Origin of the sequence: Streptomyces sp. NPDC057638, assembly GCF_042800315.1 — a bacterium.
GTDB lineage: Bacteria > Actinomycetota > Actinomycetes > Streptomycetales > Streptomycetaceae > Streptomyces.
Genome location: NZ_JBHVHF010000026.1, coordinates 1 through 22,638 on the forward strand (window position 1 = coordinate 1; position 22,638 = coordinate 22,638).

The 22,638-nt window shown below is 72.8% G+C and carries 2 protein-coding genes; both read right to left on the reverse strand.

Features of this window, described 5'->3' with window-relative positions; all coding sequences use genetic code 11:
* Nucleotides 1-92: 92 nt before the first annotated feature.
* Nucleotides 93-11,477, reverse strand: a complete 11,385-nt coding sequence (locus ACFVIM_RS06315) for a type I polyketide synthase (protein WP_384299181.1) — start codon at nucleotides 11,475-11,477, stop codon at nucleotides 93-95.
* A 1-nt stretch (nucleotide 11,478) separates the two neighbouring features.
* Nucleotides 11,479-22,245 (reverse strand): type I polyketide synthase, encoded by a 10,767-nt coding sequence (locus tag ACFVIM_RS06320; protein ID WP_384299184.1) that lies wholly within the window; start codon nucleotides 22,243-22,245, stop codon nucleotides 11,479-11,481.
* Nucleotides 22,246-22,638: the final 393 nt, after the last annotated feature.

Below are 22,638 nucleotides of genomic sequence, written 5' to 3' on the forward strand. Positions count from 1 at the left end.
GGCTCAACAAGAGCCCGGCCCCACCCCATCACACGAGTTGACACGTAAGCCGTCAGCCGACCGGCCGACCCCTCACACGCTCACTCATCGCGTCACTCCAGGGACTCCAGCCACGCGTTGACAGCCTCGGCCGTGAGGTGGGCCTGGGATTCGACCATGGTCAGGTGGTCGCCCTCGACATCGATCGTGGTGTGTGCCGTGTCCCACGAGGTGCGCCAGGCGTCGGTGGGCGGGGCTGTCTCGCCCTCGCCCGCCCATTCCCGGGGGCGGGCGAAGAGGATAGGTGCCTCGATGGGGTCCAGGGCGCAGTCCTCCATCAGCTGCCCGTACCAGGCCATGGCCGTCAGGCGCGCGTTGGTGAACGGGCCGAAGAGGGCCTCCTTCTCGAAAAGGCTGGCGAACATCTGGGCGATCAGCCCGACCAGTCCTTCGGTCTTCGGGTGGTAGGTGTCCAGCAGGACGACGGCCCGTGGACCGGTGCCGGTCCGTTCCAGATGGCGCGCGGTGGCGTGGGCGAAGATGCCGCCCGCCGAGTAGCCGAGCAGGACATACGGCCGGTCGCCCGCCGCGTCGCGGATCTGGCGGGCGCTGCCCTCCACCACGGTGGCGAAGGCCGCGGGCAGGCTCTCGTCGTCCGCGAAGCCGGGCAGCGGTATGGCGGAGACGTCCCGCGTGCCGCGCATCGCGGAGGCGAGCCGGGCGAACTGGTGGGCGCCGCCCATGGCCGCGGGCGAGGGGAAGCAGAACAGCCCGGATGCCTCGGGTCCGGTCGCCAGGCGGATGGCCGACGGCGGCGCGGTCAGTTCGTCGGGGCTGGTGTAGGTGGGGCGGAGTTGGGCGGCCAGGTCGAGGATGGTCACGCCCTGGTCGAGCCGGTCCCGGGCGATGGCCTGGCGGAAGATCGCGCTGAGCGACTCCCCGGCCGGGTCGGGTGAGGTCCTGGCCCGGTCCTGGCCGCCGCTCCCGGCGTTCCCGGTCGCGGTGTCCGTGTCGGTGTCCCCCAGCTCCGCCAGGATCCAGACGGCGAGGTCACGCGCGCTGGGGTGGTCGAAGACGATGGTGGCGGGCATGGGCACGCCTGCCGCGCCCTTGAGCCGGTTGCGCAGTTCCACCGCCCCCAGCGAGTCGAAGCCCAGCTCCAGGAAGGGGCGGTCGGGCTCGATCGCCTCGGGGCCGTCATGGCCCAGTACGGCCGCCACATGGGTTCGGACGAGGTCGACCACGACACGTTCCCGGTCCTCACCTGTCAGACCGGCGAGGCGCCGCGTCAGCGGTACGCCCGTCTCGGCACCCGCCGCCGTGACACGGGCGGCGGCCCGGCGTACGGGGGCGACGGTACGGACCAGTTCCCGCAGCAGCGGCGGAACCCCGTCGGCCCGGTCCCGGATCACCACCGGATCGAGGTGCGCGGGCAGTGTGGCCGGGACCGGCCGCCGCAGCGCGGCGTCGAACAGCTCAAGACCGTCGGCCGCGCTCAGCTCCGTCATGCCCCAGCGGCGGATGCGTTCGACATCGGCCGTCTTCAGCCCCCGGACCATGCCGTGCCCCTCGCCCCACAGGCCCCAGGCCAGGGAGCGGGCGGGCAGCCCGGACGCGGCGCGGTGCTCGGCGAGGCCGCCGAGGAACAGGTTGGCCGCCGCGTAGCTGCCCTGGCCGGGACCGTCGACCACACTGGAGGACGACGAGAACAGGACGAACGCGGTCAGCGGCAGTTCCCGGGTCAGCTCGTGCAGATGCCAGGCCGCGTCGGCCTTCGGACCGAGCACATGGTCGAGGTACTCGGGGGTCAGCGCGCCGACCACCGCGTTCGCGGCGACGCCCGCCGTGTGGACGACACCTGTGAGCGGATGCTCCGGATCGACGCTGTCGAGCAGGGCCGCGAGCGCCCGCCGGTCGCCGACATCGCACGGCTCGATACGGACCCGGGCGCCCGACTCCGCCAGTTCCGCGGCCAGTTCCGCCGCGCCCTCGGCCGCCATGCCCCGGCGGCTGGTGAGAAGGAGGTGCCGTACGCCGTGTTCGGTGACGAGATGACGGGCGACAAGGCTGCCCAGACCTCCCGTACCGCCCGTGATGAGTACCGTGCCGTCGCCGTCCCAGGGTGCGACGGCCGGGTCCGGGCCCGTCGGGTCGTCGGACGCGGTGTGCGCGTCCGCCCGGGTCAGCCGGGGCACCAGGATCTCGCCGCCACGGATCGCGAGTTGCGGCTCGTCCATGGCGGCGGCGGTGGCGAGGGCGGCCGACGAGCGGGGGTCGTCGTCCAGGTCGACCAGGACGAACCGGTCCGGGTTCTCGGCCTGCGCGGAACGCACCAGCCCCCACACCGCGGTTCCCGGCAGATCGCCGACGTCCTCGCCGGGCCGGGTCGCGACGGCGCCCCGCGTGACCACCAGCAGTCGGGACCGGTCCAGCCGTTCCTCGTCCGACCAGGACTGGAGTGCGGCCAGGACGGATTCCGTCGCGGTACGGACCCGGGTCGGCATCGGCTCACCGGCGTCGGTGGCGCAGCCGAGGACGGCGACGGCAGGTGCCGTGCCCCCCGCGTCCAGGACGGCCGACAGCTCCGGGTGGCCGAGCCCCAGGCCGTCCCCGCCGAGCGTGGCCCAGCCCGACGTGGGGGAAACCTGGGCTCCGGCGGGCGTGCCCGGAACCGACAGCCAGCTCACCTGGAAGAGGGAGCGGTGGGCGACGGAGGAGGCCGCGGACAGCTGCTCCGCCGAGACGGGCCGGGCCACCAGCGACGCCACGGTGATGACCGGCGCGCCCTCGGGATCCACCGCGTCCAGGCGCAGCCCGGAACCAGCCGCTGTCACCCGGACCCGGAGCGTGGTGGCGCCGGTCGCGTGCAGACGTACGCCGTTCCACGCGAAGGGGATCGACGGGCCGGCCGGGGATTCCGGGTCCGAGCCCCGTTCGAGGAAGCTCGTGTGCAGGGCCGCGTCGAGCAGCGCGGGATGCACGCCGTACGCGGCCGCGTCACCGGACGTCTCCTCGGGCAGGGCCACCTCACCGTAGAGGGCGTCGGTATCCCGCCACGCGGCCCGGAGGGCGCGGAAGACCGGCCCGTACTCCAGTCCCAGCGCGTCGAGGTCGGCGTAGAAGCCCTCCAGCGGTACGGGCGTGGCCCCCGTGGGCGGCCAGCTCTCCCCCAGCCCGGCGGCCGTCTCCTCCTCGGCGGACGGCTCCGGCGCGAGCACTCCCTCGGCGTGCAGGGTCCACTCCTGCTCGTCCAGCCCCGCCGCTCCACCCGTCTCCGGGCGGGAGAACACCCGTACCGTGCGGTGGTGGTGGGTGTCGGGGGTGGTGAGGGTGATGTGGAGGGCGAGGGGTGTGTGGTGGTGGGGGAGGGTGAGGGGGGTGTGGATGGTGAGTTCTTCGAGGTGGGGTGTGTGGGTGTGGGTTCCGGCGTGGAGGGCGAGTTCGATGAGTGCGGTGCCGGGGAGGAGGGTGGTGCCGTGGACCGTGTGGTCGGTGATCCAGGGGTGGGTGTGGGTGCTGATACGTCCGGTGAGGGCGAGGCCGCCGCTGTCGGGCAGTGCGATGGCGGCGCCCAGGAGGGGATGGGTGACGGGAACCTGGCCCAGGGTGGCCGGAGCGCCGTGGCCGGATGTGGGGTCCATCCAGTAGCGGTCGCGCTGGAAGGCGTAGGTGGGGAGGTCGACGCGGTGGGCGCCGGTTCCGGCGAAGAACGCGGTCCAGTCGAGGGTGACGCCGTGGTTGTGGAGGCGGCCGAGGGCGGTGAGGAGTTCGGCGGTCTCGGGGCGGTCGCGGCGCTGAGTGGGAATGAACTGGGCGTTACGGTCGGTACCGAGGCCGGAGAGGACAGCCTGGGGGCCGACCTCGATCACGGTCGTCACACCCTGGGCTTCGAGGGTGTCCAGGCCGTCATGGAAGCGCACCGCGTCGCGGACATGGCGGACCCAGTACTCGGCGTCGGTGACGTCGGCGAGCTGACCCGTGACGTTGGAGACCACCGGGATACGCGGCTCCGCGTACGTCAGCTCTGCGGCGATCTTGCGGAACTCGGCCAGCATCGGATCCATCAGCGGCGAGTGGAACGCGTGCGACACCTTCAACCGCGTGGAACGCTCGAAACGGGCCGCGATCTCCGTCACAGCCTGCTCCTCGCCGGAGATGACGACGGAACGGGGGCCGTTGACAGCGGCGACGCTCACCGTGTCGGTGAGGTGTTCGCGTACGTCGTCTTCGGTGGCCTGGATGGCGACCATCGCACCACCGGCCGGGAGGGCCTCCATCAGCCGGGCACGGGCGGCCACCAGTACCGCCGCGTCCTTCAGCGACAGCACACCCGCCACATGCGCGGCGACGAGTTCACCGATGGAGTGCCCGGCCACAAAGTCAGGCCGCACCCCCCATGACTCCAGCAGGCGATACAACGCCACCTCGAACGCGAACAACGCGGGCTGGGTGAACCCCGTGCGGTTCAGCCTGAGGTCACCCTCCTCGGCCCACATCACCTCACGCAGGGGCAGGCCGAGCGCCTGGATGGCCTCGTCCAGCGCACCAGCGAAGACGGGGAACGACGCGTACAGCTCCGCGCCCATGCCCGCACGCTGGCTTCCCTGGCCGGAGAACACCATGGCCGTACGACCCGAGACAGGCGTAATCCCCGTCTCCGTACCGTCAGCGACCGCCTCCAGGCCCTTGAGGAGTTCCTCGCGGGCGGAGCCGACCACCACGGCGCGCTGTTCGAACACGGACCGGGTGGTGGCCTGGGAGTAGGCCACGTCCAGTGGGGTCAGGTCGGGGTTCTCGGTGAGGAGGTCGGCCAGGCGTGCGGCCTGCGCCCGGAGGGCGGTTTCCGTGCGGCCTGACAGGAGGACGGGCACGGCGGGCAGGCCGGTCGACGGCGCTGCGGGCGCAGCCGACTCAGCTGGGGGGGCTTCTTCGAGGATGACATGGGCGTTGGTACCGCTGATCCCGAACGAGGAGACACCCGCCCGGCGTGTGCGGCCGTCCGCCTCCCATGCCCGGGCCTCGGTCAGCAGCTCGACCGCGCCCGCCGACCAGTCGACATGCGGCGACGGCTCATCGACATGCAGCGTCTTCGGCAGGACACCGTGCCGCATCGCCATCACCATCTTGATGACACCCGCGACACCCGCCGCCGCCTGGGCGTGCCCGATGTTCGACTTCAGCGAACCCAGCCACAACGGCCGACCCTCAGGACGCCCCTGACCATACGTCGCAAGCACCGCCTGGGCCTCGATCGGATCACCCAGCGTCGTCCCCGTACCATGCGCCTCCACCACATCCACATCAGCGGTGGACAGGCCCGCCGACGCCAGCGCCTGACGGATCACCCGCTGCTGCGACGGGCCGTTCGGAGCCGTCAGACCATTCGACGCACCATCCTGATTCACCGCCGAACCACGCACCACAGCCAGCACCTCATGACCATGGCGCCGGGCATCCGACAGCCGCTCCAGCACCAGCACACCCACACCCTCCGACCAGCCGGTGCCATCCGCACCCGCCGAGAACGCCTTGCAGCGCCCATCGGGAGAGAGGCCGCGCTGGCGGCTGAACTCGACGAAGGTGTCCGGTGTGGCCATCACGGTCACACCGCCGACGAGGGCGAGCGAGCACTCACCCCGCCGCAGCGCCTGACCCGCCAGATGCAGGCTGACCAGCGACGACGAGCACGCCGTGTCCACCGACACCGCCGGACCCTCCAGGCCCAGCGTGTAGGAGACCCGGCCCGAGACGATGCTTCCCGCGCTCGCGCCGGTCGGGTAGTCGTGGTACATCACCCCGGCGAAGACACCGGTGTCGGTACCGCGCAGGGTGGCGGGCCGGATGCCCGCCCGTTCCAGGGCCTCCCAGGAGGTTTCGAGGAGTTGCCGCTGCTGCGGGTCCATCTCCTCGGCCTCGCGCGGGCTGATGCCGAAGAAGCCGGGGTCGAACTCGGCGGCGCCGTGGAGGAAGCCGCCTTCCCTGACGTATGTGGTGTGCGGGCGGGAGCCCTCGGGGTCGTAGAGGCGGGCGGTGTCCCAGCCACGGTCGGTGGGGAAGCCGGTGACGCCTTCACGGCCCTCGGCGACCAGTCGCCACAGGTCCTCGGGGCTCTCGACGCCGCCCGGGAGACGGCAGGCGACGCCGACGATGGCGAGCGGCTCGTCGTCCGTGCGCTCGTCACGGCGTCGGCCGGGCGCGCCGGAGGTGTCAGACGCGCCGGTCCGCTGTTCGGCCGGTTCGGTGAGCTGGTCGAGCAGGTGCTGGGCGAGGGTGGCGATGTCGGGATAGTCGAAGACGAGGGTCGCCGGGAGCCGCAGTCCTGTGGCCGAGGCCAGGCCGTTGCGGAACTCGACCGCCGTCAGGGAGTCGAAGCCGAGGTCCTGGAAGGCACGGCCGGTGTCCACCTGGACGCCGGAGGCATAGCCGAGGACGGTGGCGGCCTGGGTCCGGATCAGTTCCGTGACGGCGGCCGGGCGTTCGGCGCCGGGCATCCGGCGCAGCCGGTCGGTGAATCCGGCGGCGGGAGCGCGTCCGGACGCGGACCGTCGGCGGGTGGCGGTGGCGTCGGGCAGGCCGTGGAAGAGCGCCGGGAGTTCTCCGGTCGGCCCGGTCCGCAGCGAGGCCAGGTCGAGCCGGGCGGCCAGGAGTGCCGCGTTCGTGTCACTGGTACCGGCGGTGGCGGTGTCGAGGAGCGCCAGGCCGTCGTCCGCCGTGAGCGGCACCAGCCCGGAGCGGGTGAGCCGCGAGCGGTCCTGGTCGGCGAGCGCGCCCGCCATCCCCGCCCCGGCCTCGCTGTCCTCGGCCCACGGCCCCCAGGCCAGGGACGACGCGGGCAGTCCGAGGGCCCGGCGGCGGTGGGCGAGGGCGTCCAGATAGGCGTTGGCGGCGGCGTAGTTGGCCTGGCCGGGCGCGCCGAAGGTGCCCGCGACCGAGGAGAAGAGGACGAAGGCGGTGAGCGGCAGTTCCCGGGTCAGCTCGTGCAGCTGCCAGGCGGCGTCGGCCTTCGGCCGCAGTACCCGGTCGAGGCGGTCGGTGTCCAGCGAGCTGAGGACGCCGTCGGCCAGGACGCCCGCCGCGTGGACGACACCGCGCAGCGGGTGTTCGCCGGGGATGTCCGCCAGGAGAGCGGCGAGGGCCTCACGGTCGGCGGTGTCGCAGGCGGCGATCCGTACGTCGGCGCCGAGTGCGGTGAGCCGGTCGTGGAGATCGCGCGCACCGGGGGCGTCGGGGCCACGGCGGCTGGTGAGCAGCAGGTGGCGCACGCCGTGGGCGGTGACGAGGTGCTGGGCGACGAGACGGCCGAGCGTGCCCGTGGCGCCCGTGATCAGCACCGTACCGTCGGGGCCGAAGGCCGCCGTCGTACCGTCGGTGGAGGTGTCAGTCGCGCGGGTCGGTACGCCGTCGGGACGGAACCGGGTGAGGCGGGCGCCGTAGGCGACTCCGGCGCGGATCAGCAACTCGGACTCGGGCGGGGTGCCGAGGGTGGGCAGCAGCGCGGCGGAGCCGGGGTGGTCGTCCAGGTCGGCGAGGACGATACGGCCGGGGTTCTCCAGCTGCGCGGAACGCACCAGCCCCCAGACAGCCGCTCCCGCCGGGTCGGTGAGGTCGTCCTCGCCGGGCCGGGCCACGGCGCCGCGCGTGGTGACGATCAGGCTGGTGGCCTGGAAGCGTTCCTCGGCCAGCCAGGTCCGCATGGTCTCCAGGACCCGGTGGGTGACACGGCGTACGGTCGCGGCGTCGAGGCGGTCCTCGTCGGCCGTGGGACGGCAGTCGAGAACGAGCGTGCGCGGTGGGTCCGCGAGGGCGGTGAGATCGGCGGCCGATCGTACGGTGGTGCCGCCGTCCGCGACGGGAGTCTGGCCGGAGAGCGGTACGGGGACCCAGTCCAGCCGGAAGAGGGCGTCGTGCCGCGAGCCCGCCGACGGGCGCGGGTCGAGGGCGACCGGACGGGCGGCCAGCGATTCGACGGTGGCCACGGGCACGCCCTCGGCGTCCGCGATCTCCAGGGCGACGGTCGTGGGGCCGAGGGGCCGCAGGCGTACGCGTACGGCGGTGGCCCCGGTGGCGTGCAGCGTGACACCGCTCCACGCGAACGGCAGATGGGGGCCTTCGGCGGAGGTGTCCTCGCCACGGTCGGCGGTGTCGAGCGCGAGGGGGTGCAGAGCGGCGTCGAGGAGGGCCGGGTGGAGGGCGAACTCCCCCGCCGCCTCGGCGGCGTCCTCGGGCAGGGCGATCTCGGCGAACAGGTCGCCGTCGCGGCGCCAGACTCGGCGCAGGCCCTGGAAGGTGTGTCCGTAGCCCAGTCCGTGGTCGGCGAGGGTGTCGTACGCCTCCGCCAGGGTGAGGTTCAGCGGCTCGGCGCCGACCGGCGGCCATACGGTGAGATCGCCGCTCTCCACCGTGCCGGTACCGGGCGCGGCCGGGCGCAGCACTCCGGACGCGTGGCGCGTCCAGGGCAGGTCGGCGGTGGGGTCGTCGGGACGCGAGTAGATCTCGACCACATGGTGCCGGCCGTTGCTCCGCGCGGGATCCGTGTCGGCGCGGGCGATGACCTGGAGGACCGTACCGCCGTCGTCGGTGAGGACCAGCGGGGCCTCGATGGTCAGGTCCTCGATGACCGGGCAGCCGACCTCGTCACCCGCGCGGACGGCGAGTTCCACGAACCCGGTGCCGGGGAAGAGCACGGCACCGGACACGGTGTGGTCGGCGAGCCAGGGGTGGGTGCGGACGCTGAGCCGCCCGGTGAGGACGATCTGCTCGGAGTCGGCCGGGCGCACGGCGGCGCGCAACAGCGGGTGCCCGGCCGGGTCAAGCCCGGCCTCGGAGACATCGGTACCCGCCTCGGGGACGGTGAGCCAGTAGTGCTGGTGCTGGAAGGCGTAGGTGGGGAGGTCGACGCGGTGGGCGCCGGTTCCGGTGAAGAACGCGGTCCAGTCGATGTCCAGGCCGTGGTTGTGGAGCTGGCCGAGGGCGGTGAGGAGTTCGGTCGTCTCGGGGCGGTCGCGCCGCTGGGTGGGGATGAACTGGGCGTTACGGTCGGTGCCGAGGCCGGAGAGAACGGCCTGGGGGCCGACCTCGATCACGGTGGTGACACCCTGGGCTTCGAGGGTGTCCAGGCCGTCATGGAAGCGCACCGCGTCGCGGACATGACGGACCCAGTACTCGGCGTCCGTCACCTCAGCCAGCTGGCCGGTGACGTTGGAGACCACCGGGATACGCGGCTCCGCGTACGTCAGCTCCGCGGCGATCTTGCGGAACTCGGCCAGCATCGGATCCATCAGCGGCGAGTGGAACGCGTGCGACACCTTCAGCCGCGTGGAACGCTCAAAGCGACCCGCGATCTCCATGACCGCTTGTTCCTCGCCGGAGACGACGACGGAACGGGGGCCGTTGACGGCGGCGATGCTCACCGTGTCGGTGAGGTGCTTGCGTACGTCGTCTTCCGTGGCCTGGATGGCGACCATCGCACCACCCTCGGGGAGGGCCTCCATGAGCCGGGCACGCGCGGCCACCAGCACCGCCGCGTCCTTGAGCGACAGCACACCCGCCACATGCGCGGCGACCAGCTCACCGATCGAGTGCCCGGCGACGAAGTCCGGCCGCAGACCCCACGACTCCAACAGGCGATACAACGCCACCTCGAACGCGAACACCGCGGGCTGGGTGAACCCCGTCCGATGCAGCCTGAGATCACCCTCCTCAGCCCACATCACCTCACGCAACGGCAGGCCCAGCGCCTCAATGGCCTCGTCCAGCGCGGTCGCGAACACCGGGAACGACGCGTACAGCTCCGCGCCCATCCCCACCCGCTGGCTTCCCTGACCGGAGAACACCACGGCCATACGACCGGCAGCAGGTGTCACACCCGCCTCCGTACCGTCAGCGACCGCCGCCAGCCCCCGCAGGAGTTCCTCGCGGTCCGAGCCCACGACAACGGCACGCCGCTCGAACACTGCCCGGCTGGTCGCCAGCGAGAACGCCAGATCAAGCGGCGAGAACTCCCCACGCCCAGCGAGATCGTCCGTCAGCCGCTCCGCCTGCGCCCGCAGGGCCGGGGCGCTGCGGGCGGAGAGCAGCAGCGGTACGGCCGGGGGCGGAGGGGAGGCGGCGGGGGCGGCCGACGGGTCGGCGGGGTTGGTGGAGGGCTCGGCGGGCGGTTCCTCCACGATGATGTGGGCGTTGGTGCCGCTCATACCGAACGAGGAGATGCCCGCGCGGCGGGGGTGGCCGCCGCGTTCCCAGGGGCGGGCCTCCGTGAGGAGCGAGACGGCACCGGAGTCCCAGTCGACATGCGGGTTGGGCTCGTCGACATGGAGCGTCCTGGGCAGGACGCCGTGCCGCATGGCCATCACCATCTTGATGACGCCCGCGACACCGGCCGCCGCCTGGGTGTGACCCAGGTTGGACTTGAGCGAGCCCAGCCACAGCGGCCGGTCGGCGGGGCGTTCCTGACCGTAGGTGGCGAGGAGGGCCTGGGCCTCGATCGGGTCGCCGAGGGTGGTGCCCGTGCCGTGGGCCTCGACGGTGTCGATCTGGTCGGCGGAGACGCGGGCGTTGGCGAGGGCCTGCCGGATGACGCGTTCCTGGGCGGGGCCGTTGGGCGCGGAGAGGCCGTTGCTGGCGCCGTCCTGGTTGACGGCGGAGCCGCGCAGTACGGCGAGGATCTGATGGCCGTTGCGCCGGGCGTCCGACAGGCGTTCGAGCACCAGCACACCCACGCCCTCCGACCAGCCCGTGCCGTCGGCCGAGGCGGCGAAGGAGCGGCAGCGGCCGGACCGGGCGAGCGCGCCCTGACGGCTGAACTCCACGAACATGTCGGGTGTGGACATCACGGCGACCCCGCCCGCGAGGGCGAGGGTGCATTCGCGCTGGCGCAGTGCCTGGGCCGCCAGATGGAGGGTGACCAGCGAGGAGGAGCAGGCGGTGTCGACGGTGACGGAGGGGCCTTCCAGCCCCAGGGTGTAGGAGACCCGGCCGGAGACGATGCTGCCGGAGATGCCGCTCATCGCGTAGTCGTGGTACATCACCCCGGCGAACACCCCGGTCGGGGTGCCCTTGAGGGTGGCGGGCGGGATGCCGGCCCGTTCCAGCGCCTCCCAGGAGGTCTCCAGCAGCAGCCGCTGCTGCGGGTCCATGGCCTGGGCCTCGCGCGGGCTGATGCCGAAGAACTCGGGGTCGAAGCGGGCGGCCTCGTGGAGGAAGCCGCCTTCGCGGACATAGCTGGTGCCGGGGCGGCTCAGCTCCGGGTCGTACAGCCGGCCGGTGTCCCAGCCGCGGTCCTCGGGGAAGCCGGAGACGCCGTCCCGGCCCTCGGCCACGAGTTGCCACAGGCTGTCGGGGCCGGTGATGCCGCCCGGGTAGCGGCAGCCGATGCCGACGATGGCGATCGGTTCCCGGGCGGCCGTGGTCAGCCTGCGGACCTGCTCGCGCAGCCGTTCCGTCTCCTTGACCGACGAGCGGAGCGCCGCGACGATCTTCTGTTCGTTGCCTGTCGTCACGTCACGCCTCCTGGTAGTCGTCGTCGCCGAAGTCATCCGCGTCACCGATGCCGTCCAGATCACCCAGGTCACCCAGATCTGACAGATCGCCAGTCAGGTCATCGGCGCCGTCCGCCGCCGAACCCTCAAGGGCCATGCTGATCAGGCTGTCGGTGTCGAGTTCGTCGATGCCGTCGAGGACATCGAGGAAGCCCGCTCCCGGCCCGTCGAGGTCGTCGGTGTCGGAGACGCTGACCCCGGCGAGTTCCAGCAGGCCGTCGAGGAGTCCCGCGTCGCGCAGCCGCTTCAGGGGGATGTCCTGGAGTGCCTTGCGCACCTGCTCGGCGGTGGTGGTGTCGGACCCGCTGTCGGTGGGCGCCACCTGCGCGAGCAGGGCGTCGGCCAGGGCGCGGGAGGTGGGGTGGTCGAAGACGGCGGTGGCGCGGACCGGGAGCCCGGTGGCGGCCTTGAGACGGTTACGGAGTTCCACTCCGCCGAGCGAGTCGAAGCCCATCTCCTGGAACGCGCGGTCCGGGTCCACGGCGTCGGCCGAGCTGTGCCCGAGGACGGCGGCCGTGTGGGTGCGGACCAGGTCGAGCACGGTACGGGCGCGCTCGGCGTCGCTGAGACCGGCCAGGCGCTCGGCGAGACCGGGACCCTCGGCGCTCCCGGTGCCCGCGCCCGCACGGGCCCGGACGGGGGTACGGCGGCCGGGCGCCGTCCCGGCCAGGGCGCGCAGCATGTGCGGCACTCCACCGACGCGGTCGCGGATCACGGCCGGGTCCAGGTGTACCGGCATCAGCGCGGGCAGCGCGGTGCGGGTGGCCAGGTCGAACAGTTCCGTACCGTCGGCGGCGGTGAGTTCGTTCATGCCCCAGCGGCGGGTGCGTTCGACGTCCCTGGCGGTCAGGCCCTGGATCATGCCGCGCTGCTCGCCCCACAGGCCCCAGGCGAGGGCGTGGGCGGGCAGTCCGGCAGCGGTGCGGTACTCGGCCAGCGCGCTGAGGAACAGGTTCGCGGCGGCGTAGTTGCCCTGCCCCGGACCGTCGACCACACAGGACGACGAGGAGTACAGCACGAACGCGGTCAGCGGCAGCTCACGGGTCAGTTCGTGCAGGTGCCAGGCCGCGTCGACCTTGGGTCCGAGGACGTAGTCGACCTGCTCGGGGCTGAGCGCGCCGATCACTCCGTTGGCGGAGACTCCGGCGGTGTGGACGACGGCCGTGAGCGGATGGGCGGGGTCGATGGCGGCGAGGAGGGCGGCGAGCGCGTCCCGGTCGGCGACATCGCACGCGGCCACCTCGACCTCGGCGCCCGAGGCGGTCAGTTCGGCGACCAGTTCGGCCGCGCCCTCGGCGGCCATCCCGCTGCGGCTGGTCAGCAGCAGTCGGCGGACGCCGTGGCGGGTGACCAGATGCTGGGCGATCAGGGAACCGAGCCCTCCGGTGCCGCCGGTGACCAGGACGGTTCCCGTACCGGCCGGCCAGGACTCCGGGTCCGGGCTCCCGGCGGCCGGGGCGGCCTCCTCGGCCGTGACACGGGCCAGGCGCGGCACGCTGATCCGGCCCGCGCGGATGGCGAACTGCGGCTCACCCGTCGCGACGGCGGCGGCGAGCGCCGCCCGCGAGGCGGGGTCGTCGTCCAGGTCGGCGAGGACGAAATGGCCCGGGGTCTCGGCCTGCGCCGAGCGGACCATGCCCCACACGGCGGCACCGGCCAGGTCGGTGACGGGATCGCCCGCGCCGACGGTGACGGCGCCCCGGGTGAGGACGACCAGAGGATTCGTCCCGGTGCCGTCGCCGTTCTCGAAGGAGTCGGCGGAGGCGACAGAGACGGCCGAATCGTCGGAATCGTCGGACATCCGGGCCTGGAGGGCGGCGAGGACCGCGTGTGTGGCCGTACGGACACGGTCCGGGACGGGCGCGGCGGGGTCGGTGACGACCTCGTGGCTCTCCCACCCGGTCTCCGTACCGGACACATCGGATAGGTCAGACCAGGTCACCCGGAACAGCGACGGGTGCGCGGCGTCCGGTACGGCGTCGGCGGAACCGAGCCGGTCGGCTGAGACCACGCGGGTCACCAGCGAGTCGACCGTCAGGACCGGGGTGCCCGAACCGTCGGCGGCGACGATCCGTACGGCGTCCGTGTCCGTGCCCCCGGGGACGACCTTGACCCTCAGGAGGGTCGCCCCGGCGGCATGCAGACGTACGCCGTTCCACGCGAAGGGGATCGACGGTCCGTCGGCGGCGGACTGCTCATCGGTCAGGAAGAACTTGGTGTGCAGGGTGGCGTCCAGCAGCGCGGGGTGCAGACCGAACTCGGCCGCGTCCCCGGCCGCCCCGTCCGGCAGTGCGATCTCGGCGAAGAGTTCACCCTCGCGCCGCCACACGGCACGCACGGCCTGGAAGGTCGGGCCGTAGCCGAATCCATGCTCGGTGAGTCGGTCGTAGAGGCCGTCGAGCGGGACGGGGGTGGCGCCCGCCGGGGGCCAGACCTCCATGCCCGTCGCCCCGGCCGTGCCGCCGCCGGTGGCGAGCGTGCCCTCGGCGTGCAGCGTCCACACGGCGTCGGTGCCCGGGTCCTCGGGGCGCGAGTAGATCTGGAAGGGACGGCGGCCGTCGGTGCCGGGACCGTCGACGGTGACCTGGAGGGCCACGCCACGGCGTTCGGGCAGGACGAGCGGCGCGTGCAGCGTCAGCTCCTCCAGCAGGGTGCAGCCCGTCTCGTCTCCCGCCCGTATCGCCATCTCCACGAAGGCCGTACCGGGCAACAGGACGGTGTCCAGCACCGCGTGGTCGACCAGCCACGGCTGCGCCTCGCGCGACAGCCGCCCGGTGAGGACGAGTCCCCCGGTCGCGGGCAGCCCCACCACGGCACCCAGCAGCGGATGCCCCGCCACCTCCAGCCCGGCCCGCTCCACATCCGGCGCTCCGCCGTCGGAGTCCATCCAGTAGCGGTCGCGCTGGAAGGCGTAGGTGGGGAGGTTGACGCGGTGGGCGCCGGTTCCGGTGAAGAACGCGGTCCAGTCGATGTCCAGGCCACGGGTGTGGAACTGGGCGAGGCCCTGAAGGAGCGCGGTGGTCTGGGGGCGGTCGCGGCGCTGGAGGGCGATGACCTCGGCGCTGTCGGCGAGGGTCTCGCGGACCAGTCCGGAGAGAACGGCCTGGGGGCCGACCTCGATGAACGTCGTCACGCCCTTGGTGTGCAGGGTGTTCAGGCCATCCGCGAAGCGGACGGCGTCGCGGACATGGCGCACCCAGTACTCGGCGTCCGTCACCTCAGCCAGCTGACCCGTGACGTTGGAGACCACCGGGATACGCGGGTCCGCGTACGTGAGGTCCGCGGCGATCTTGCGGAACTCGGCCAGCATCGGGTCCATCAGCGGCGAGTGGAAGGCGTGGGACACCTTCAGCCGCGTGGAACGCTCAAAACGGGCCGCGATCTCCGTGACCGCTTGTTCGTCGCCGGAGATGACGACGGAACGGGGGCCGTTGACAGCGGCGATACTCACCGACTCGTGCCCGGTGAGGTGCTCCCGTACGTCGTCCTCGGTGGCCTGGACGGCGACCATCGCACCACCCTCGGGGAGGGCGTCCATCAGCCGGGCACGGGCGGCCACCAGCACCGCCGCGTCCTTCAGCGACAGCACACCCGCCACATGCGCGGCGACGAGTTCGCCGATGGAGTGTCCGGCGACGAAGTCCGGCCGCAGGCCCCAGGACTCCAGCAGCCGGTAGAGGGCGACCTCGAACGCGAACAACGCGGGCTGGGTGAACCCGGTGCGGTTCAAACGCTCGTCATCGCCTTCCGGCCACATGACCTCCCGCAGGGGCAGGCCCAGCGCCTCAATGGCCTCATCCAGCGCCTCGGCGAACACGGGGAACGACGCGTACAGCTCCGCGCCCATCCCCACCCGCTGACTCCCCTGGCCGGAGAAGACCACGGCCGTACGACCCGAGACAGGCGTAACCCCTGCCACCGAGCCATCAGCGACCGCCGCGAGCACCGCCAGGAGTTCCTCACGGCCGGAGCCGACCACGGCCGCCCGCTGCTCGAACACCGACCGGCTGGTCGCCTGCGAATAGGCCACATCCAGCGGGGCCAGCTCCGGGTGCTCGGCGAGAAGGTCGGCCAAGCGCGCCGCCTGCGCCCTCAGCGCACCCTCCGTACGCCCCGACAGCACCACCGGCACCGCCGGAAGCACCACAGACAACGGCGTCTCGGGGGTCTCGGAGACCTCGGGAGCCTCCTCCAGGATCACATGGGCGTTGGTTCCGCTCAGACCGAAGGACGACACGCCCGCGCGGCGCGCACGGCCGTCCGCCTCCCATGCCCGGGCCTCGGTCAGCAGCTCGACCGCGCCCGCCGACCAGTCGACATGCGGCGACGGCTCATCGACATGCAGGGTCGCGGGCATCACACCGTTCCGCATCGCCATGACCATCTTGATGACGCTGGCGACACCGGACGCGGCCTGGGTGTGGCCGATGTTGGACTTCAGCGAACCGAGCCACAGCGGCCGGCCCTCGGCGCGTCCCTGGCCGTAGGTGGCGATCAGGGCCTGGGCCTCGATCGGGTCACCGAGCGAGGTGCCGGTGCCATGGGCCTCGACGATGTCGATGTCGACGGGGCCGAGTCCGGCAGTGCCGAGCGCCTGGCGGATCACGCGCTGCTGCGAGGGGCCGTTGGGCGCGGTGAAGCCGTTGGAGGCACCGTCCTGGTTGACGGCGGAGCCACGGATGACGGCGAGGACGTCGTGCCCGTTGCGGCGGGCGTCGGAGAGCCGTTCGAGTACGAGGACACCGACGCCCTCGCCCCAGCTGGTCCCGTCCGCGGCGGCGGAGAACGCCTTGCAGCGGCCGTCGCGGGAGAGCGCTCCCTGGCGGCTGAACTCGGTGAACATGTCCGGCGTCGCCATCACGGACACACCGCCCGCCAAGGCGAGCGAGCACTCACCGCGCCGCAGTCCCTGGGCCGCGAAGTGCAGCGCGACCAGGGAGGAGGAGCAGGCGGTGTCGACCGTGACCGAGGGGCCTTCCAGCCCCAGGGTGTAGGAGACCCGGCCGGAGATGGTGCTGCCCTGGATGGCGCTGGTGACGTAGTCGTGGTGCATCAGGCCCGCGTACACGCCCGTCTGGCTGCCCTTGAGGGTGCCGGGCGCGATCCCGGCCCGCTCGAACGCCTCCCAGGACGCCTCCAGCAGCACCCGCAGCTGCGGGTCGAGCCGGTGGGCCTCGCGCGGGCTGATGCCGAAGAAGTCGGGGTCGAAGTCGGCGGCGTCGTAGAGGAATCCGCCGTCGAGGACGTACGTGGTCTCGGGGCGGGACAGCTCGGCGTCGTAGAGCCGTTCCAGGTGCCAGCCACGGTCGGTGGGCGGGTCGGCGCTGATGCCGTCGACCTGGTCGACGACGAGCTGCCAGAGACCCTCGGGGTCGGTGACACCACCGGGGTAGCGGCAGGCCATGCCGACGATGGCGATGGGGTCGTCGTCGGCGGCGCCGTCCGGGGCGGCGGCGATGACGGCGTGGGTGTCGTCGGTGCCGGAGACCTCGGCGCGCAGGAAGTCGGCCAGGGCGCGCGAGCTGGGGTAGTCGAAGACGACGGTGGCGGGGACGCGCAGGCCCGTCGTGCTCTGGAGGCGGTTGCGGAGTTCGACGGCGGTGAGGGAGTCGAAGCCCATCTCCTGGAACGCGCGCCCCGGTTCGATCTGGCCGGCGGAGTCATGGCCGAGGACGGCGGCGACCTCGGCGCGCACCAGTTCCAGGACGGCACGGTCGCGTTCACCGTCGGGCAGCCCGGCCAGCCGTACGGCGAGGGCGGGCGCGTCACCGGCCGTGGCGTCGGCGGCGGCCGTGGCGCCGGTCGTGGCGGTCTTCCGGGTCGCCGCGGCGCGCACCAGGCCGCGGAAGACGGCGGGTATGCCCTCGGTGCGGTGCTGGATGGCCGTCTTGTCGAGGTGGATCGCGACGGGCGCGGGGGTGTCACAGGCGAGGGCGCGGTCGAAGAGCCGCAGCCCTTCGTCCGTGCTGAGCTCGATCATGCCCCAGCGGTTGACGCGCAGGACATCGGCCTTCTTGAGCCGCTGGATCATGCCGTGTTCACCGCCCCACAGGCCCCAGGCGATGGCGCGGGCGGGCAGTCCGGCGGCCGCGCGCCGCTCGGCGAGGGCGTTGAGGAACAGGTTCGCGGCGGCGTAGTTGCCCTGGCCCGGGCCGTCGACCACGCAGGACGACGAGGAGAACAGGACGAACGCGGTCAGCGGCAGCTCACGGGTCAGTTCGTGCAGGTGCCAGGCCGCGTCGACCTTGGGGCGCAGGACGTAGTCGAGCTGGTCGGGTGTCATGGCGCCGATGACGCCGTTGTCGGCGACACCCGCCGTGTGGACGACGCCGGTCAGCGGATGGGCGGGGTCGATGGCGGCGAGGAGGGCGGCGAGCGCGTCCCGGTCGGCGACGTCGCACGCCTCGACCCGGACCGTCGCGCCGGACTCGGCGAGTTCGGCGGCCAGTTCGGCCGCGCCGTCGGCGGCGAGGCCGCTGCGGCTGGTGAGCAGCAGCTGGCGGACGCCGTGCTGGGTGACCAGGTGACGGGCGACCAGGGAGCCGAGCCCGCCGGTGCCGCCGGTGATCAGCACCGTACCGGTGGCGTCCCAGGGGGCGCTCCCGTCGGTCTCGGCGACGGCGGGCACCGCCTCCAGCCGGGGGGCGCGCGGCTCGCCCGCGCGGATGGCCACCTCGGGCTCACCGAGGGCGACGGCGGCGGCGATGGCCCGCTCGGCGTCCGGCGAGGCGGGGTCGTCGTCCAGGTCCACCAGGACATACCGGCCCGGGGCCTCGGCCTGTGCGGACCGTACGAGTCCCCAGACCGCCGCTCCGGCCAGATCGGTGACGCCGGGGTGTCCGCCGTCGCCTTCCGTACCCGTAGCCGTACCCGTACCCGTGGCAACGGCGACCGCGCCACGGGTGACGACGACGAGCCGTCCGGGGCCCTGCCACCGCTGGAGGGCGGAGAGGACGTGGTGGGTCGCGGCGCGGACCCGCGCGGGCTGGTCGGCGTCGGCGTCGGGCGCGGGGCAGTGCAGCAGGGTGTACTCGGCCGTGCCGTCGGCGGCGCCCGCCAGGGGCGCGGCGGCGGGCGCGGGCACCCATCCGACCCGGTAGAGCGAGTCCTCGGTGCCCCGGAACGCCTGGAGCTGCTCGGGCGAGACGGGGCGCGCGACCAGCGACTTCACCGTGGCGACGGGCGCGCCCGTGGTGTCGGCGACCGTCATCGTCAGTCCGGCGCCGTGCGGGGAGACCTGGACGCGTACGGAGCTGGCGCCCGCCGCGTGCACGGTGACCCGGTTCCAGGCGAAGGGGATGGAGGTCTCCCCCATGCCCTTGCCGTCGGCTCCTCCGGTGTCCAGGAAGCGGGTCTGGAGCGCCGCGTCCAGCAGCGCCGGGTGGACACCGAAGGCGGCGGCGTCGGAGGCGGAGTCGGCGGGGAGCACGATCTCGGCGAAGAGGTCCTGGCCGCGCCGCCAGGCGGCCCGCAGGCCCTGGAACACGGGCCCGTAGGCGAAGCCCTGTTCCGTCAGCCGCTCGTAGAGGCCGTCGACGGTGAGCGCCGTGGCGTCGCGCGGCGGCCAGACGGTCAGGTCCTCGCCCGTGTCGGCGTCGGACCGGGCGGGGACCAGAAGGCCCTCGGCATGCCGGAGCCAGGGCCCCGCGTCCACGGCACCGCTGTCCTCGTCACGGGAGTAGACGGCGACGGAACGAGCGCCCGCCGCGCCCGCCGGGCCCACGACGACCTGGAGCGTGATCCCGGCCCGCTGGGAGAAGACCAGCGGCGCCTCGATCGTCAGCTCCTCGATGACCGGGCAGCCGACCTCGTCACCCGCGCGCACGGCGAGTTCCACGAACCCGGTGCCCGGCAGGAGCACGGTGCCCATGACGGCATGGTCGGCGAGCCAGGGGTGGGTACGGGTGCTGAGCCGTCCGGTGAGGACGACGCCGTCGGAGTCGGCCAGCGGCACGACCGCGCTGAGCAGCGGGTGGTCGATGGGGCGCAGCCCGATGGAGGCCGCGTCGCCAGCGGGCAGGGCCGGGTTCACCCAGTAACGCTTGCGCTGGAAGGCGTAGGTGGGGAGGTCGACGCGGTGGGTGCCGGTTCCGGCGAAGAACGCGGTCCAGTCGAGGGTGACGCCGTGGTTGTGGAGGCGGCCGAGGGCGGTGAGGAGTTCGGTCGTCTCCGGGCGGTCGCGCCGCTGGGTGGGGATGAACTGGGCGTTACGGTCGGTGCCGAGACCGGAGAGGACGGCCTGGGGGCCGACCTCGATCACGGTGGTGACACCCTGGGCTTCGAGGGTGTCCAGGCCGTCATGGAAGCGGACGGCGTCGCGGACATGACGGACCCAGTACTCGGCATCCGTCACCTCAGCCAGCTGGCCGGTGACGTTGGAGACGACCGGGATAAGCGGGTCCGCGTACGTGAGGTCCGCGGCGATCTTGCGGAACTCGGCCAGCATCGGGTCCATCAACGGCGAGTGGAACGCGTGCGACACCTTCAGCCGCGTGGAACGCTCAAAACGGGCCGCGATCTCCGTGACGGCCTGCTCGTCGCCGGAGATGACGACGGAACGGGGGCCGTTGACGGCGGCGATACTCACCGTGTCGGTCAGGTGCTCCCGTACCTCGTCCTCGGTGGCCTGGATGGCGACCATCGCACCACCGGCCGGGAGGGCGTCCATCAGCCGGGCGCGGGCGGCGACCAGCACCGCCGCGTCCTTGAGGGACAGGACACCCGCCACATGCGCGGCGACGAGTTCACCGATGGAGTGTCCGGCGACGAAGTCCGGCCGCAGACCCCAGGACTCCAACAGGCGATACAACGCCACCTCGAACGCGAACAACGCGGGCTGGGTGAACCCCGTCCGATGCAGCCTGAGATCACCCTCCTCAGCCCACATCACCTCACGCAACGGCAGGCCCAGCGCCTCAATGGCCTCGTCCAGAGCCTCGGCGAACACGAGGAACGACGCGTACAGCTCCGCGCCCATCCCCACCCGCTGGCTTCCCTGCCCCGAGAACACCACAGCGACCTTGCCGCCCATGGGAGAGCCCACGGACAGACCTGACGCCGACTCGCCCGCGTCCAGCGCCGACAGGGCCCGCACCAGACCGGCACGGTCCTCCGCCACCACGGAGGCCCGCTGCTCAAAGGCGGCGCGGCTGGTGGCCAGGGAGTAGGAGAGATCAGTGAGATCGGCGACGTCGGGTCCGGGGCGCGCGTCGAGGAGGTCGAGGAGCGCGCGGGCCTGACCGCGCAGGGCCTCGGGAGTCTTGCCCGAGACCAGGAACGGCGGCGGGAAGCCCAGCGCGCGGCTGCCGCCCGTGGTCGGCGCGGACTCCTCGGGCGCGGCCGGGGCCGGGGCCTCCTCGATGATCACATGGGCGTTGGTGCCACTGGCGCCGAAGGACGAGACACCCGCGCGGCGCGCACGGCCGTCCGCCGTCCACTCCCGGGCCTCGGTCAGCAGCTCGACCGCGCCCGCCGACCAGTCCACGTGCGAGGACGGCTCGCTCACATGCAGGGTCTTGGGCAGCACACCGTGCCGCATCGCCATGACCATCTTGATGACGCCCGCGACACCGGCCGCCGCCTGGGTGTGACCCAGGTTGGACTTGAGCGAACCGAGCCACAGCGGCCGGTCGGCGGGACGTCCCTGACCGTAGGTCGCGAGGACGGCCTGGGCCTCGATCGGGTCACCGAGGGTGGTGCCCGTCCCGTGCCCTTCGACCACGTCGATGTCACCGGCGGTCAGCCGGGCGTTGACGAGGGCCTGCCGGATGACACCGCGCTGGGCGGGCCCGTTGGGCGCGGTCAGGCCGTTGGAGGCGCCGTCCTGGTTGACGGCGGAGCCACGGATGACGGCCAGCACCTCATGCCCGTTGCGCCGGGCGTCGGAGAGGCGCTCCAGCATCAGCACGCCGACACCCTCGGACCAGCCGGTGCCGTCGGCGCTGTCGGAGAACGGCTTGCAGCGGCCGTCGGCGGCGAGGCCGCCCTGACGGCTGAAGGCGACGAACGGTTCGGGCTTGACCAGCAGCGCGACACCGCCCGCCAGCGCCAGCGAACACTCCTGGCGACGCAGTGCGTGGCAGGCCAGGTGCATGGCGACGAGGGAGGAGGAGCAGGCGGTGTCCACAGTCATCGCCGGGCCCTCCAGGCCCAGCGTGTAGGAGACACGGCCGGTGATGACGGAGCCGGAGCTGCCGGTCATCATGTACGCCTCGGCGACCTCGGGCCGGGTGGCGACGAGTTCGCCGTACTCATGTCCGCCGGAGCCGGTGAAGACGCCGACGGGGGCGCCGCGCAGCGTCTGCGGGTCGATGCCCGCGCGCTCGAACGCCTCCCAGGCCACTTCCAGGACGAGCCGCTGCTGGGGGTCCATGGCCAGGGCCTCACGCGGACTGATCCCGAAGAAGCCGGGGTCGAAGTCGGCGATGTCATCGAGGAAGCCGCCTTCGCGGACGTAGGACGTCCCTGGGCGGTCCCGGTCCGGATGGAGGAGTTCCTCCAGGTTCCAGCCCCGGTCCTCGGGGAACGGGCCGATGGCGTCCCGGCCCGTGGCGACGAGCTGCCACAGGTCCTCCGGGGATCGCACCCCTCCCGGGTAGCGGCAGCTCATCGCGACGATCGCGATCGGCTCCTGCTCCTGGCTTTCGACCTGCCGCAGCCGCTGACGCGTCTGATGCAGCTCAGCGCTTACCTTCTTGAGGTAGTCGAGAACCTTCTTCTCGTCCTGCACCCCACGTCACCCCACCGCGCAGATAATGACGAACCGTGATCAATGGCTAAGAATCCCGGGTCAGTGGTGTGGGCGCCTACCCCTAGTCGCCCCTAGCCAGGGCCGACCACCCCTCAGGCCCCCGGCCCCTCCCGCGCGGAGCCACGACCGCTTCTTCCTAGGGGCCGTGGGCGGGGTGGCAGCGGCTGCCCGTACGGGACCTTCCGTACGGGACGGGAGCGGCTGCGCACACGGAACCCTTCGTACGGGACGGGAGTGGCGCTCCGCACGGAACCTCCGTACGGACGGAACCTCCGTACGGACGGGGCCCCTCAACGGGCACCGGGGCCCGGTCCCCCACCTGAAGAGGGACCGGACCCCGGCGGCACATCGCGGGTCGTAGGGGTCGTGCCG